This is a genomic window from bacterium (assembly GCA_028820935.1).
Taxonomy (GTDB): Bacteria; Actinomycetota; Acidimicrobiia; order Spongiisociales; family Spongiisociaceae; genus Spongiisocius.
This window is the reverse complement of record JAPPHZ010000009.1, coordinates 227,438-242,922: the sequence shown is the minus strand read 5'-3', so window position 1 is coordinate 242,922 and position 15,485 is coordinate 227,438. Positions and strand designations below refer to the sequence as shown.

The 15,485-nt window shown below is 68.3% G+C and carries 14 protein-coding genes; 9 read left to right on the top strand and 5 right to left on the bottom strand.

Going from position 1 to position 15,485, the window contains the following annotated elements; genetic code table 11:
• From OXM57_01920 to OXM57_01905, 4 genes are all read left to right on the top strand, one after another.
• Nucleotides 1–1,127: aminotransferase class I/II-fold pyridoxal phosphate-dependent enzyme (locus OXM57_01920; protein MDE0351440.1), on the top strand; the 1,127-nt coding region annotated here is incomplete at its 5' end.
• The gene (locus OXM57_01915; GenBank protein MDE0351439.1) at nucleotides 1,124–1,759 is read left to right on the top strand and encodes an adenosylcobinamide amidohydrolase; all 636 of its coding nucleotides are present in this window, start codon (nucleotides 1,124–1,126) and stop codon (nucleotides 1,757–1,759) included. The genes OXM57_01920 and OXM57_01915, both read left to right, overlap by 4 nt.
• 43 nt (nucleotides 1,760–1,802) lie before the next feature.
• Entirely contained in the window at nucleotides 1,803–2,726 is a 924-nt protein-coding gene (cbiB, locus tag OXM57_01910; GenBank protein ID MDE0351438.1) for an adenosylcobinamide-phosphate synthase CbiB, read from the top strand.
• Between the two features lie 108 nt (nucleotides 2,727–2,834).
• Complete coding sequence (locus OXM57_01905) at nucleotides 2,835–3,725, top strand: hypothetical protein (protein MDE0351437.1); 891 nt, start codon at nucleotides 2,835–2,837, stop codon at nucleotides 3,723–3,725.
• A gap of 64 nt (nucleotides 3,726–3,789) precedes the next feature.
• Here OXM57_01905 and OXM57_01900 read toward each other — a convergent pair whose 3' ends face one another.
• On the bottom strand, nucleotides 3,790–6,414 hold the full coding sequence (locus OXM57_01900; GenBank protein ID MDE0351436.1) for an ABC transporter permease: 2,625 nt from the start codon (nucleotides 6,412–6,414) through the stop codon (nucleotides 3,790–3,792).
• Nucleotides 6,414–7,142, bottom strand: coding sequence for an ABC transporter ATP-binding protein (locus OXM57_01895; GenBank protein MDE0351435.1), 729 nt, complete (start codon nucleotides 7,140–7,142; stop codon nucleotides 6,414–6,416). Before OXM57_01895 ends, OXM57_01900 begins: the two co-directional genes overlap by 1 nt.
• Nucleotides 7,143–7,451: 309 nt before the next feature.
• Between OXM57_01895 and nucS the strand changes: the two genes are divergently transcribed.
• Both nucS and OXM57_01885 read left to right on the top strand, forming a co-directional pair.
• The gene (gene nucS, locus OXM57_01890) at nucleotides 7,452–8,111 is read left to right on the top strand and encodes an endonuclease NucS (GenBank protein MDE0351434.1); all 660 of its coding nucleotides are present in this window, start codon (nucleotides 7,452–7,454) and stop codon (nucleotides 8,109–8,111) included.
• Between the two features lie 302 nt (nucleotides 8,112–8,413).
• Complete coding sequence (locus tag OXM57_01885) at nucleotides 8,414–8,878, top strand: tRNA (cytidine(34)-2'-O)-methyltransferase (GenBank protein MDE0351433.1); 465 nt, start codon at nucleotides 8,414–8,416, stop codon at nucleotides 8,876–8,878.
• Nucleotides 8,879–8,898: 20 nt separating this feature from the next.
• Here the strand turns inward: OXM57_01885 and OXM57_01880 are convergent, their stop codons facing one another.
• Nucleotides 8,899–10,236 (bottom strand): dipeptidase, encoded by a 1,338-nt coding sequence (locus tag OXM57_01880; GenBank protein ID MDE0351432.1) that lies wholly within the window; start codon nucleotides 10,234–10,236, stop codon nucleotides 8,899–8,901.
• A gap of 32 nt (nucleotides 10,237–10,268) precedes the next feature.
• On the bottom strand, nucleotides 10,269–10,856 hold the full coding sequence (locus tag OXM57_01875; protein MDE0351431.1) for a phosphoribosyltransferase family protein: 588 nt from the start codon (nucleotides 10,854–10,856) through the stop codon (nucleotides 10,269–10,271).
• 401 nt (nucleotides 10,857–11,257) lie between these two features.
• Between OXM57_01875 and OXM57_01870 the strand changes: the two genes are divergently transcribed.
• The 3 genes from OXM57_01870 to OXM57_01860 all read left to right on the top strand — a co-directional run bounded on the left by OXM57_01870 (nucleotide 11,258) and on the right by OXM57_01860 (nucleotide 15,202).
• Nucleotides 11,258–13,387 (top strand): S-layer homology domain-containing protein, encoded by a 2,130-nt coding sequence (locus OXM57_01870; protein ID MDE0351430.1) that lies wholly within the window; start codon nucleotides 11,258–11,260, stop codon nucleotides 13,385–13,387.
• Between the two features lie 349 nt (nucleotides 13,388–13,736).
• Nucleotides 13,737–14,423: a hypothetical protein gene (locus OXM57_01865; GenBank protein ID MDE0351429.1), complete on the top strand. Its 687-nt coding sequence runs from the start codon at nucleotides 13,737–13,739 to the stop codon at nucleotides 14,421–14,423.
• Nucleotides 14,423–15,202 (top strand): deoxyribonuclease IV, encoded by a 780-nt coding sequence (locus tag OXM57_01860; protein MDE0351428.1) that lies wholly within the window; start codon nucleotides 14,423–14,425, stop codon nucleotides 15,200–15,202. Before OXM57_01865 ends, OXM57_01860 begins: the two co-directional genes overlap by 1 nt.
• A gap of 12 nt (nucleotides 15,203–15,214) precedes the next feature.
• Here the strand turns inward: OXM57_01860 and OXM57_01855 are convergent, their stop codons facing one another.
• A complete protein-coding gene (locus OXM57_01855) occupies nucleotides 15,215–15,460 on the bottom strand; it encodes a hypothetical protein (GenBank protein MDE0351427.1) in 246 nt (81 codons plus the stop codon).
• Nucleotides 15,461–15,485: the final 25 nt, after the last annotated feature.

Genomic DNA, 15,485 nt, shown 5'->3' with positions numbered 1-15,485 from the left:
GCTCTTGTTCGCTGCGCTCACGGGCCGCTCGGGCCACGGCCTCGCTCAGCGTCTCCGCGAAGCCCGGTACTGGTGCCGCCTGCCCGCTCGGCCTCTGGGCGGCCCCGGTTCGTTCCAACGGAGCAGCCGACTCGGTGGCAGTACGATCGGCGCCCGTGGATGCAGCACCGGCACGGCTGTCCGACCGGGCGGGGCCCGCCGTCCCGGCTCGTCGAGCCTGGGACGGGTCGCGCTCGGTCCCGCCGCCGGGTCCGCACGGTGGCGACGGTCCTCGTGTGGCTGAGGCGCTGGGTGTCGATCCGGGGTCGATCCTCGACCTGTCGCAGAACCTCAACCCGTTCGCGCCCGAGGTGGCCGCGGTCGCCCGCCGGCACCTCGATGCCCTGCGCAGATACCCCGATCCCTCGGCCGCTACCCGTCTTCTGGCCGATGCGATAGGGGTTCAACCCGAGCGGCTGGTGCTGACCAACGGCGGCGCGGCGGCGGTAGCGGCCGTGGCTGGCGAGATCGGCGGCCGGGTGCGCTCCGAGCCGGAGTTCGGCCTGCACCCGAGGGGTGCCGACGGCCCTGTGTGGCGCAGCGACCCCCACAACCCGAGCGGCGTGCTGGCCGCAGCCAGCGAGACGGCCGACGTCTGGGACGAGGCCTTCTATCCGCTGGCCGCAGGACGCTGGTCGGCGGGGCGCGACGGCGTGGTTGTCGGTTCGTTGACGAAGCTGTTCGCCTGCCCCGGTCTGCGCCTCGGGTATGTGATCGCCGACGATGTGGAGCGCTTCGCCCGCCATGTGCCGGAGTGGGCGGTGGGTTCCCTGGGCGTGGCCGTGCTGGCGGAGTTGCTGGAGTCGGCCGACTTGCCGCGATGGGCCCGGGAGGTCGCTTCGGCCCGCGCCGCGCTGGCCGACGTGTTCGCTCGCCGGGGCTGGGATGTGGTCGCGGCCGACGCGCCGTGGGTGCTGGTGCGGGCTCCGGGCCTCCGTGAGCGCCTGGCTCCCGAGGGGATCGTCGTGCGCGACTGCGCCGGCTTCGGCATGCGCGGCCACGTTCGGGTGGCTGTGCCCGACAGCCCGGGTCTGGACCGGCTGGCGCGGGCATTGGACCGCTTGAGCAACGGCGACTCCGGCTCTTGAGCGTCCCGGTCGATCCGCATCTGATTCCCGCGGCCTCCGATCATCGCGGTGTGCTGGTGTGGCGGTGGGACGCCCCGACGGCGGTGTTGTCGTCGGCGCCCGTGGGCGGTGGCCTGGGCGAGATCGAATGGGTGCTCAACATCGGCGTACCGTCCGACTACGACCGCACGGACCTGTCGGAGCATGCCCGGGAGGTCGCGGCCGGGCTCGGCATGCAGGGCTCGGGCGTTGCGATGTTCACCGCGGTCGACTTAGGGCGGCGGCAGCGATGCGGGTTCGAGGGTGTGGCCGTGGACGCTACGGTCGGGATCAGCCATCCGACCTGGGCTGCCGACCCGTCCGCAGGGGCTGTGCCGGCGGAGCCGGGCACGATCAACCTCGTGGTGCAGGTGCCGGTGGCGCTCGATCCGGGCGCGGCGGTGAACGCGACGATCACGGCCACCGAGGCCAAGGTCCAGGCGTTGGCGGCCCGCGGTGTGCCGGGTACCGGCACGGCCACCGACGCGATCACCGTCGCGTGGCCCGGCGAGGGGGCGCCGGAGCGTTTCGCCGGTCCGAGGTCGCGGTGGGGTTCAAGGATCGCGCAGGCCGTGTACCGGGCCGTGTGGGCCGGGGCCGAGCCGGGGGCCTGAGCGTGTTGTCGGGTGCGCTCCCGGCTGTGTGGTGGGCGGTCCGTTGATCCGGCTTGGGCAGCGTTGCCTGGCTGCGGCCGGCGGGCTGTTGCTGGACCGGCTCGTCGGCGAGCCCCCGGCCGATGTCCACCCGGTGGCTGGCTTCGGGCGCACCATGGAGCGGGCTGAGCATGTGCTGTGGGCCGATCGCCGGTTGAACGGAGCGGCCTATGCGCTGACCGGCGCGGCGATGGGAGCGGCCGCCGGCCTCACGACTGGCTCTACTGCCGTGGTCACCTGGGCTGTGTCGGCAGGTCGGGAGCTGCGCCGGGTGGCGAGCCGCATCGGCGAGTTGGCCGGGTCGGGGGATCTGGCCGCGGCCCGGGCAGAGCTGCCGTCGCTGGTGGGGCGTGATCCGTCGGAGCTGGACGCTTCGGGGATCGCCGCGGCGGTCATCGAGTCGCTGGCCGAGAACAGCGTGGACGCGGTGATCGCCCCTGCGTTCTGGGCCGCAGTGGCCGGTGCGCCCGGCGCGGCCGCCTACCGGGCGGTCAACACCATGGACGCCATGGTCGGCCGACGTGACGACCGGTACGGCAACTTCGGCTGGGCCGCGGCCCGCCTCGACGATGTCGCCAACTACGTTCCAGCCCGGATCTTCGCGGGACTGGTTGTGGTGCTGTGCCTCCACCGGGCCCGGGAAATCATCGCCGCGGTCCGCCGCGACGCGCCGGCCCATCCGTCCCCCAATGCGGGGGTGGCCGAGGCGGCGTTGGCGGCTGCGCTGGGTCGCCAGCTCGGAGGGCCTCTGCGCTACGGAGACACCGAGGAAAATCGCCCCTTGCTGGGGGACGGACCTCGGCCCGACCCCGACGACGTCGGAGAGGCGGTCCGCATCGCAGACCGGGCTGAGTGGGCCGCAGTCGGGATGCTGTGCGTCATCTGGCTGGCGACCCGTCTGAAGGGGCGCGCCGCGAAGCTGCCGTAGACCCGCGTCCCAGTCGCCGAGGACTCGCCCACCGGTACGGTTGCAGTTCCTGTGGTGTCGGTGATGCGAGGGTCCCTGTCTGAGCGGCTGAAACGGTGGCCGCGGCTGATGACCGTGCTTGTGGCAGTCGCCATCGCGGGCTGCGCACCCAGCGACGCTCCCAGCATTCCGGATGTGCCCGAGCCGACCATCCCCGAACCGGAAGCACCCGAGCCAACCATCCCCGAGCCCGAAGCACCCGAGCCAACCGTGACCGAACCGGAAACACCCGAACCAACAACCACCGAGCCCGAGGCCACCGAGCCGGAGGCACCCGACGGCGAGGCGCCCGACGGCAGCGACGAGAGTCCCGGGCCCGGCTCGGCCCCGGTCGAGTTCGACTTCTCGTTCGAGACCGACGCCGATGGCTGGGTGGTCGGCTTCGCCGACCTGCCGGAGGACTACGACCAGTCGATCTATGAACTCGACAGCGGACACCGCGCCCTTCCCGACGGCCTGGACGGCTCGGGCATCTATCTCCAGGGCCACAACCGCAGCGACGACCTGTTCATGTACCTGAAGCGACAGGTGGAAGGCCTCGTCTCGGGGGCTTCCTACACCGTGTCCGCGACCATCGACCTGGCCACCAACGCCCCGCTGGACTCGATCGGGATAGGTGGTTCCCCCGGCCAGAGCGTGTACGTCAAGGCGGGTGCCTCCACCACCGAGCCCCTTCCGGCACCCGACCGCACCGGCCACCTCCGGATGGATATCGACAAGGGCAACCAGTCCCGAGGCGGTAAGCAGATGGCGGTGCTCGGCGTCGTGGGGCATCCCGACATCGCGGGCGAGGAGTTCCGCCGTAAGACCCTCGACAGCATGGACGGTCCGGTTGTGGTGGAGGCGGACGAGGCAGGCCGCGCCTGGCTGATCGTGGGCACCGACTCGGGTTTCGAGGGCCTAACCCGCCTCTACTACGACCGGATCTCCTTCACGCTCACGCCGGTCGAACCGGCCTGATCGCCTGCATCCTCCGGCTACCCAACCAGAGCGACGCGAGAGCAGCGTCCCGCCGATGTCGCGCTCAGAGGTGGGCGATGGCCTCGATGACCTTGAGCCGGGCTGCCCTCCACGCCGGATAGACCGCGAACAGGATCCCTAGTATTCCGGTGGCGAGCAGCCAGAAGACCAAGCTTCCCAGCACGCCGGCTACCGATGCCGAAGACGGAAGCCACGGGATGACAAAGACCGCGAACCCCAGGTCCTCCAGGGCCTTTATCAGCGCCCAGCCGAAGAAGATGCCCAGGCCGATCCCCATCAGGGCCCCGAACACCGAGACGATCGACGCTTCGGCCCGGACCATCCGTCGGGTGGTCCGCCGGTCGAGGCCCACCGCCCGCAGGAGACCTATCTCGCGGGTCCGCTCGAACACCGCCAGGGCCATTGTGTTGGTCACCCCCAGCATCCCGATGACCACGGCCAGGGCCAGCAGGGCCAGTATGAAGTTGAGCAACCCGTTCAGTTGGGCCTCGGCCTCGCTCTGCAGATCCTCGAACGTCTGGACCGCCACATTCGGGAAGTCGGCCAGCAACGGCTCGACGGCGGCCTTCAGTTCGTCCGGGGTAGCGCCCTCCACCGCCTGCGCATAGACCTGGGAGTGCTGGTCCCGCCCGGTGGCCGATATCAGGTCAGCTGCGGGGACGGCGACTATCCCGGCCCAGGCGGGCCCTTCCGCGATGCCCACCAGGGTGAATGGGAGCTCGCCGGACTGCTCGAACTCGATGACCAGGGAGTCGCCCAACGCGACGTCGTAGTCGTCGGCGATCGCAGCCTCGACGACGACCTCTCCCGGTCCGGGGTCGAGCGAGCCCTGAAACCCGTCAGGCGGGATGAAGTCGGCCAGGTTCGTCTCTGCCCCAGTGATCAGGATCTCGTCGGTAAGAGACCCCGTAGGCGTCTCGATGGTGACCAGCCCCCACTCGATCCAGATCCGGGTGAGATCCGCCACGAGGTCCATACCCTCCAAGCGTTCCGCGATCTCGGGGGCGAAGGCGGCGGACGGGTCACCGAACTGGCCGGCCGGCAGGACGATCACGTCAGCCTCCACATTCTCGGCCAGCACCTCGTCGAGCGTCCCGCGGATGGAGCCGGTGAGGGTGGACGCGAGCGCGACCAGCGTGATGCTGATCGTCACCGCAGCCGCGGTGGCGGCTGTCCGCCTCGGGCTACGCATGGCGTTCCGCCGGGCGAGCCGGCCGGACGTGCCCGTGAACCGCTCCAGGACGCTTCCGAGCAGGTTGGTTACGGGCCCCGCCACCAGGGGGCTGAGCACGAATACCGCCAGGAAGATCACCCCGACCCCTACTCCTACGTAGACGATCGGGCTCGGCCCCGAGCCGGTATCCCCGAACAGCCCGAAGAAGAGGCCGGCCAGGCCCAGCACCAGAATCACCACTCCCACCAGGGCGCGGCGGAGGAACCCGGCCCGGGCCGGACCGGTGGCATCCTCTCTGAGGGCGGCCATCACCGAGACCTTGGAGGCCCGCCGGGCCGGGATCAGGGCGGAGACGAATGTGATCACTGTTCCGGCCGCCAGGCCGACGATCACCGTGCGCGGTTTGATGGACAGCGAGGCCGTGGGCAGCTCGATCCCGGCGGCCGGCAGTATCAGCTGGAGGCCGAAGGCGAGCATGATGCCGAAGCCCACCCCGAGGATGGCACCGATCAGGCCGATGGTCACCGCCTCTAGCAGGACGATCCCCCGGATCTGGCGCGTGCCGGCGCCCAGAGCCCGCAACAACGCCAGTTCCCTGGTGCGCTGGCTCACCACGATCCGGAAGGTGTTGTAGATGAGGAAGGAGCCCACGAACAGGGCCACCCATCCGAACACCGAGAGGAAGATGGTGAAGAAGGAGAGAGCGGCCTGGATCTCGGCGGCCTCCTCTTCCGCGGCATCCTGGCCCGATACGACCGTAGCGTGGTCCGGCAACACCGCCTGGATGCCGGCGATCACCTGGTCTATCGGGGCCCCCGGAGTGACCTGCACCACCCCTCCCGACAGCATGCCGGGGCGCTGCAGGACGGACTGGACGGTCGGAAGATCGAAGAACACCCATTTGGTGCCGCCCAAGCTGTTGTCCTCGCCGAACACGGCGATGCCCACCAGTTCGAGATCAAGACGACCTTCCAGATCGGAGATCACCGTCACCCGATCCCCGACCTCGAATCCGCCCTGATCGGCGAGACCGCGGTCCAATGCCACCTGTCCGCTCCCGACCGGGTAGGCACCGGCGGCGATCGTGAAGCCACCGGTGTCGCGGTAGGTACTCCCCTGGGGATCCGACAGGCTGGACACGAAAGTGGGCGGCCCCGCACCGCTGCTCAAAACCTCACCCTCCGCGTCCAGAACGGTCACGCCCAAGCCTTGGAGGAAGGGGATGGCCTGGTCCACCCCGTCGACATCTTCGACCAGGGCGAAATCGGCCTCGTCAAGGTAGGTTCCCTCGCCGAAGGAGAAGTCAGACTCGGTTCCGATCGCGATGTCGATCCCCGAATAAGCGTCGGTGAAGATGCCGTCGAAGGCCTTCCCGATCGTGTCGGTGAAAACGTAGACCCCGCTGATCAGGCCGACCCCCAAGATGATGGCCAGAGCGGTTAGGACGAGGCGTACCTTGTGTGCCCAAACGCCCTTCAGAGAGACCCGCAGCATCAGTATTCGAGGCTCTTGAGGCGGTCGAGGATCCGCTCGGGGTTGGGATCCTCCATCGAGTCCACCACCCTTCCGTCGGCCAGGAACACGATCCGGTCCGCGTAGCCGGCGGCGTTGGCATCGTGGGTGACCATCACGATTGTCTGGGCATGCTCCTTGACCGCCGACCGGAGGAAGGCGAGCAGATCGGCGCTGGCCCTGGAGTCGAGGTTGCCGCTCGGCTCATCGGCGAAGATCAGTTCCGGCCGGGAGACCATGGCTCGGGCTGCCGCCACCCGCTGCTGCTGGCCGCCCGACAGCTCGGACGGGCGGTGCTTGAGCCGGTCCGCCACACCGAGGGTTTCCACGACCGAATCGAACCAGGACTGGTCGACTTTCGTGCCGGCCAGGTCGAGGGGAAGGGTGATGTTCTCGCTGGCGGACAGGGTGGGGACCAGGTTGTAGGCCTGAAAGATGAAGCCGATCCGCTCCCGGCGGAGCTTCGTGAGCTGCCGGTCGCTCAGCGTCGACAGGTCCTGGTCCCCGATGAACACAGAGCCCTCCGTCACCGAGTCGAGGCCGGCCATGCAGTGCATGAGCGTCGACTTGCCCGACCCGGACGGTCCCATCACCGCGGTGAACTCGCCTCGGGCGAACGCCACGGATATGTCGTCGAGCGCCGTGACGCGGGTGTCGCCCCACCCGTACACCTTCGTGACTCCTTCGGCGCGAGCCGCCGTACTGTTCATTCGGAAGTCCTTTCGGAAGGGGCATGTGCGGGCCGGGATGCCGGAAGCCCAACCATTCGCCGTCCCGGTGATTATTCCCCACTCCCGACTCCGGCGCACGTCAGGTCTATGGGGGATCACCCTCGAATGTGCTCGATGCCACGTCCTGCATGCGGGGAATGGCCTGACTTCGACCCTACCAACCTCGGGTTGTTACACGAATAGTGGGGTCTCCACCCCGGTCCGACCGTTGCGGCGCCCGCTCGGTGGCGAGGATCGGCCATGGGTCCGTTACGCGGGCGAGCGGCTCGCGGTTATCCTCCCGTCACGATGCGCTTGGTCATCGCGCGCTGCTCGGTCGACTACCGCGGCCGCCTCACCGCCCACCTTCCCTCCGCTATCCGCTTGATCATGGTCAAGGCGGACGGGTGCGTGGCCATCCACGCCGATGGAGGGGCCTACAAGCCTCTGAACTGGATGAACGCTCCCAACACGCTGGTCGAGGAGGAGGCTCGCTGGCTGGTCACCAACCCTAAAGGGGAGGAGTTGACCATCCGGATCGAGGAGGTCGTGTCCGACCACCATTTCGATCTGGGTCAGGATCCGGGGTTGGAGAAGGACGGTGTAGAGGCTCATCTCCAGGAGTTGCTGGCCGCCAAGCCGGAGTTACTGGAGGAGGGGCTGGTGGTGGTTCGACGGGAGTACCCCACCGACATCGGCCCGGTCGATCTGCTGTGCCGGGCGGCGGACGGCGACACGGTGGCGGTCGAGATCAAGCGGAAGGGCGAGATGGACGGGGTGGAGCAGCTGACCCGGTACCTGGACCGCCTCGGCAACGACTCGCGCCTGCATCCGCTCCGGGGAGTGCTCGCTGCCACGATCATCGCCCCGCAGGCCAAGGTGCTGGCGGCGGCACGAGGCATCTCCTGCGTGGAAGTGGACTACGAGCAACTGAGAGGCGCACCGTCCAATCACCTGCGCCTCTTCTAGGCCCGACCGGTTGTGGCTGGCGATGAACGATCCACCGATCGGAGGGGAGGGGTCGAATCTGTCACACCCCCACCATATGTTGAGTATCGCCAAGCACCTACACCGGCCGATGATGCCATTACCGATCGGTCCGGCCAGCCCGGAGGGAACATAGGGTTCACGGAGCGAACCGCCGCACCCGGCAGCCGGCCGGGCATGGTCGACCACGCTCCGAACCAGGACAGGTGGTGGTGGGGGAGGGCCCGGCGGGCGAAGCCCGCTCGGCGCGATTTTCGCGTTCTCTTGAGGCCAGGACACCGGGCATGTTCCAGGTAGTCCTCTACCGGCCCGAGATACCGCCCAACACGGGCAACATCATCCGTCTGTGCGCCAACACCGGCGCCGACCTGCATCTGGTCCACCCGCTGGGGTTCTCCATGGATGACACCCGACTGAGGCGGGCCGGGCTCGATTACCACGAGTACGCGAACGTCATGGAACACGCCGACTTCGAAGCATACCTGGACGCGGCCGGACCGGTACGACTGTTCGCCATGTCGGGAGGCGGCCGGAAGCGGTACTCCGACGTGGCCTATCGCGTGGGGGACGGCTTGCTGTTCGGTCCGGAGAGCGTCGGGCTGAGCGGGCGCATCCTGGGCCACGAGGGGGTGACCGAGACCCTCCGGATCCCGATGCTGCCGGATCGCAGGAGCCTCAACCTCTCCAATGCGGTCGCCATCGTCCTGTTCGAGGCTTGGCGCCAGTTGGCGTTCGGCACCGGGGTCTGACCGGCGCGCCGCCCGGCGGCTCAGCCGGCCAAGGCCCGCAAGGCCACCGCCTCGGCGACGGCGCTCCGGCGCAACTCGCCCAGGTCGAGGCTTTCGTTGGGGCCGTGGATGTAACTGGTGGGGTCGCCGGCTCCGGTCAGCACCAGATCGGCCCACGGGAACGCGTCGGAGAAGGCCTGCACGAACGGGATGGAGCCGCCGATGCCCGTGTAGACGGCTTCGCGTCCGTACGCGTGGCGGAAGCCGGCCTGGAAGGCGTCGTAGGCGGGGCCGGAGGTATCCAGCGAGAAGGGATGGGCGGACGCGCCCCGCTCCACCTCGACGGCGGCGCCCCACGGAACCGCCTTCTCCAGATGGCGTACCAGGGAGTCCATCGCCCGGTCGGGATTGTCCCCGGGCGCCAGCCGGACCGATACCTTGGCCCGGGCCTCCGGCACCAGCTGGTTGATGGAGCCCGCCACCGGAGGAGCGTCGATCGAGAGTACCGATAGGGCCGGGCCGGCCCACAGGCGTTCCGTGATCGATCCCACCCCGATGGTCTCCACCCCTGCCAGCACCCCGGCATCCCGGCGGGCCTCGTCCTCATCGGCATCGATGAGCGGGCGCTGCCCGCGCACCAGGCCGGGTACCGCCACGTTCCCGCGCTCGTCATGGAGGGAAGCCAGCGCCCGCACCAGTGCGGAGAGAGCGTCGGGGAACACTCCTCCCCACATTCCGGAATGGACCCCCGCCTCCAGGGTGCGGACCGCGATGGTGCAATCGATCAATCCCCGCAGGGAGGTGGTCAGCGCGGGCACCCCGACCGACCAGTTGGCGGCGTCTGCCACAACGATGACATCGGCGGCCAGCAGGTCCCGGTATCGCTCCAGGAACCCGTCCAGGTGGACGGAACCGATCTCCTCCTCGCCTTCGAGGAATACCTTCACGCCGACGGGCGGCCGGCCCCCGTGTGCCTGGATCGCTCCGGTGTGGATCACGATGCCGACCTTGTCATCGGCCGTGCCCCGGCCGTACAGGCGGCCGCGGGACTCGGTCGGTTCGAAGGGCGGAGTCCTCCACAGTTCCGAGGGCCCCGGGGGTTGAACGTCGTAGTGGGCGTAGAGCAGGACGGTGGGTGCGTCGGGACCAGGAGGACCGATCTCGGCGAAGACGGCCGGGTGGGAGCCGTCCAGTTCGAGGATCCTCGTGCCCTCCAGTCCTGCCCGCTCCAGCTGGACGGCTGATACCTCGGCGCCGTGGCGAACGCGGCCGGGATCGAATCCGGGAGCGCTTATGGAGTCGACCCGGACGAGTTCCTCCAGGTCGCTCCTCAGCGTGGGGAATAGACCGTCTATGGCCGAAGTCAGATCATCGTGCATGGCGGAGAGTCCGGGTCGCCTCACCTGGTCATTCAGCTGATGGCGCCTTGGCCATCGGAGGGCGGGACGACCGGGTCGATCCCCAGGTCGGCATAGGTGGCCATGGGGAAGTACGGGACGCCGAGATCGGCGAAGGCCTCTGTGGCCGTGTTGCCCCGGTCCGCCAGCGTTACCGCCGCCACCACCTCGGCGCCCGTCCGGCGGACCGCGCCGAGGGCGTCGAGGATGGACCCGCCGGTCGTGACCACGTCTTCGACAAGCAGTACCCTGTCTCCGCGGCTGATCTGCATTCCCTCGATGCGCCGCCGGGTTCCTCGCCCCTTCTGCTGCTTACGGACTATGAACCACCGCTTGTTGCTCACCGCGGCGATGCCCACCGCCAGCGCGTCGGCGCCCAGAGTCGGACCGCCGGCGGCACCGAACTCGATACCGGCGGCGCCGACGGCCTCGACGATGGCATCGCATGCGACCTTGAGGTCCTGCCACGCGGCGAAGGCCTCCTTACCGTCGATGAAGTCTCTCGACATGGCCCCGCACGCCAGCTGCATCTCCTCATCGCGCCGGCTCAGCGCCTTCGTCCTCAGGATCTGTTGCAGCCCGGCGCGTAGCGGCGAGGGCAAGGCGGCTCTCCTCCCGGTGGGGTGGCTCGTACCCTAGGAGCGTACCGAAAAACATCCGGTTGGCCCATGACCGGCGCTGGGAACCCAAGGCCAAGGGCGTGGCCGGCTACTCATGCCTGCTTCCTCTCGGAGATGCTCCTTGCCCTGACTCTTCGTAGTCCCCTCCCCGACGGACGCACACCATGGCACCTCAACCGCAGCATCGCGAGCGCCTACGTCACCGGCTGGGCGGGTGTCGCGCCTGAGCCGAGTCGCTGCTCCGGCCGGGGAATCCGGTGTTCCCAAGACTGTCTCGTTGAGAGCGCCCGGAGCGGGCTAGCCTTACCCGACCGAGCAATCTCGCCGGCCGTGCACCAGGTCGAGGAGAGCATGCTCACGTACGGATTCTTGAGGATGGAAGGTTGGAGTTGCGGGTCGAGGTAGCGGGAGGAAGGGTGACGGGGCGCGGCCGGCGCACCATTGCGGCGCTACTCGCGGCAGCGCTGATCGCCTCGGCGAGTGCCTTCGGTCCAGTTCCTGCCCGGGCAACCGACGGCGTCGCCGATCACCTGCCCGCCGCGACAGCCTGTACCGGAGCCGCCACCAAGTCGGCCGGGTTCCTCGACACGCTCGGCCTGGTCGCTGAGCCTTCCATAAACTGCCTGGCCCACTACGGCATCACGGCCGGGACCGCGCCGAACATCTTTATGCCGGAATCGCCCGTCACCCGATGGCAGATGGCGTTGTTCCTCGTCCGTGCGGCCCCCCTCGCCGGGGTCGACCTGAGCCCACCAATCGATCAAGGTTTCGTGGACATCGGGGGTCTCCGGCCAGCGGCTCAGGATGCGATCAACCAGCTGGCGAGCCTGGGCATCACACGGGGTAGCTCGCCTACCACCTTCTCGCCCAATTCCCTGGTGAACCGGAGCCAGATGGCGCTGCTCCTTCATCGGTTCCTCCTGCAGTCGGCCGTCGGGCCAGGTGGGGTTCGTGCCGCCAGCGTCAGCCCGGACGACACCACGTTCTCGGACATCGGCGGTCTCAGCGGCAACGTGAACAACGCCATACGAGTGCTGTTCGAAATGGGGGTGACGTCCGGTACTTCGGCGACCACCTACTCGCCTTCATCGATCGTGACGCGAGCGCAGATGGCTATCTTCATCGCCCGGATGCTGGCCCACACCAATGCCCGCCCTGCCGGCGTGACCATGCACGCCGCGGCCGATCGGGTGTCCTCGGGCGACACCCTGATCGTGCACGTGTCGGTGCGGGACAGCAATCGCCGGCCGGTTGCCCGTGGCTACGTGGACATGTTCACTACGCCCCTGTCGAGGCCTTTGGCCTCCTTCGACAGCGACGGCCTCTGCGTCAACAACATGGAGGCGGTGTTCGGTGAGTTGGTGTGCAGGATCGACCAGCTCGATCAGCAGCTCGACGATCGGGGGAACCTGTTGGCTGTGCTCCAGCCCACCGATCACATGATGCTCTGGGCTTGGACCGGCTCGGTCGGGAACACGTTCGCACTCGGTGGTGTGCCGACCGACATGGTTCGGATTTCGGTGTGGAAGCATGCAGTGGCGGTCGACGTCCTGGACGATCTACCCCCTACCGCCATCGTGGCTCCGATGGGCGAGACCATTGAGGTCACTGTCCGGTTGGTGGATGAGCATGTCCAGGCAGTGGAGGACCAGGGGGTACGTGTTCAGGTGAGTACCACCCTTGAGATCAACGGGATCAGGCAACGGAAGGTGGTCAGGACTTATCTGACGGATGACAAGGGGAGGGTGGAGCTGTCGTTCACCGGTATGGATCCCAGCTCGGCACGGGTCGGCGACACCGTCAGGATGGACCTGGACGTGGACGCCGGCTTTCTCGATGTCCAGGACCGGACCACGCCAGGCGTGGTCACACACGATGCCGTCGAATCCAGGGACGTCTGGTTTACATGGTCCGACGCGGCGCCGCGGACGAGCACCCTCCGGTTGGCACAGACGGTGCCGTACCATGTGCTGCCTGCGTCGGCGCCCGGTCCCACCAACCTGATCAGGGCTCTACTCACCGATCAGTACGGCAGCCCCGTACCCGACGCCCGGATCGACTTCACGTCCGACGATATGGACGGCATAGGGAGCACCCGGGTAGCCAGGCCGACCGATCAGAGAGGTATCGCGGTTCTGCGCTACCTGTGGAGCAGCTCGGATGCGGCCGCCGAACGCATAACGGCCCGGCTGGCCGGCTCGGACCTGGCGCCCGCCTCCATCCGGCACTTCTGGGTGAAGCCGGAGTCCAATGGCGCGTCCAGCGCGGGCGCGGTGATCCATGTCGCCGACACCCAGCGCAATCAGATAGTGGTAGGCCATCCCACGCCGAGGGTCATCAGCTACACCGGTAGGGACCGGTTCCTGCTGGAAGGTCGGTCGGTGACGCCGGCGGTATTCGAGGAGGCTCTGGATGCCGGCTTCTACGGACGGATCACGTACACCGGCTACTCGACCGATCCCCAAGGCGTGAGCAGCTTCGATCTCACCAACAGTGCCCTGGGGGCAGGTTAAGACCTAGTGGTCTGTCTGCGAAACAACCGGGTGCTCTGGCGGCCATCGGCGCCCCGTCGCTGCGTTCCGCTTCCTCAACGTACCCTGCGGGTACGCCTTCGTCAGCGGGCCTTGCGAGGAACACCGCTGCCGACGCCATACCACACCGCCATTACACAGACAGACCACTAGAAGTTCCCAGTCGGCTGCAACCTCGGGTGCAGGGCGTCAAATGTGAACTCCTCAAGTCCGAAGAATCCCGAGGATTCGGCAGGTCGCCAAAACTCGGCTCCGCACCGAGCCGCCGGGGCCGTCCCGATGGTCGCTCATTCATCTGCACATCCGGAACCGGTAACCTGACCGGGTGTCCATGTCCGAAGCTCCCGCGGCCCCCTTTGAGACCGAACCGGGCTGGCACGCGGTTCTGGCGGTAAGGAGGAGGCTGGGCGGGAGGTGGTCCCTCGGGCTGGTCGGGGCGCTCCTGATCCTTCATGGCGGCGGTCTGCTGTTCGGATGGTTGCCCACCAGCACGCTGCTCGGTCTGATCTACCCGAACGAGGACGACCTTCCCGGGCTCGAAACGCGTGACATGGGATGGGCGGCGATGTTCCTGATCGTGGGTGTACTGCTGGTCGTATGGACGTCGGTCCGGCTCGTCAGCCGGAGACCGGTCCTCCGGGCCGACCGGGACGGCCTGGGGCTGGCGGTGAGAGGACCCTTCCGGCGGACGGTCACCGTCCCATGGAGCGAGGTGGACAGCGTGTCGGCGACGACGGTGTCGGACGGCTACGGAGACGTCCCGGCCTTGCTGATCCGCCTGGCGGACCCGAGCCGGATCGGATCCAACCCCTGGGGCGCCAGATGGATGGAGCCCTCCACACTCTCCGTGAACGCTCCGGACTGGAAACGGCATCCCCAGAGCGTCGTAGACCGGCTGCGGGAGGTTGGAGCAATCGGCACCCGCCCTCCGCCCGAAGAGGTCGGACCCGACCCGTCGCCTCCGGACGTGACCGGCGATCCGGTTGCCGACGTGCCTTCCGACGATGGGGACGCATGATCGCCGTCGGTGCCCACGTGCCCGGAGAGGATCCGGTCAACGAGGCCGTGGCAAGGGGCGTGGACCTGGTACAGGTATTCCTCGGCCCGCCGCAATCGTGGAAGAAGCCCCCGCCGCGGCCTGACGCTCAGGAACTGAAGGACTCGCCGGTGGACATCTACGTCCATGCCCCTTACCGGCTCAACCTGGCCAGCCCCAACAACCGGATCCGCATCCCGAGCCGCAAGACCCTCGCCAACATCGTCGATGCCGCCGAGCAGATCGGTGCGGCCGGCGTCGTAGTGCACGGCGGGCATGTGACCGGTGGCGATGCTGTCGAGGACGGGTTCCCGCGCTGGCGCAAGGCTCTGGAGAGCCTCGAGACCGACCTTCCCATTCTCATCGAGAATACGGCCTCGGGCGACAACGCCCAGGCCCGGCGTATCGATGACCTGGCCCGGCTGTGGGAGGTGATCGGCGACCTCGGACCGGGGTTCTGCCTGGATACCTGCCATGTCTGGGCCGGGGGAGAGCCTCTGGAAGGGGTGGTCGACCGGGTGCTCGACGCCACCGGCCGCATCGACCTGGTCCACCTGAACGACTCGCGCGACGGGTTCGACTCCCGGCGGGACCGCCACGCCAACCTGGGCAAGGGATACATCCCGGGAGAGCTGCTGGAGGAGATCGTCCGCCAAGCGGATGCGCCCACCCTCATCGAAACCCCGGGCGGCATCGCCGAGCACAACGCCGATCTGGACTGGATCAGGAGCCGGCTGGCAACCGCTCCGCACCCGGTCTAGCCGGTATCCGCCCTACCCGCTGTCGCGGTACACGGCGGCGATCTCGGCTCCGCACTCCACCTCGATCCGGTCCATGACCGCGCCGTGGCGAGTCGCGTCTATCAGGATCCCGCTCACCTCATCGGCCGTCATCCCCTCGATCCTCACCTGACGGCAGACTTCCCAGACCAGGTAGTCGAGATCATCCCGGGGTTGTTTCTCGCCGCAGGAGGTGCCGACAAGCACGGCCACTATCAGGAACAGAGACCAGCGCCTCACGCCTGTCACCGTGCTGCCGGGGACA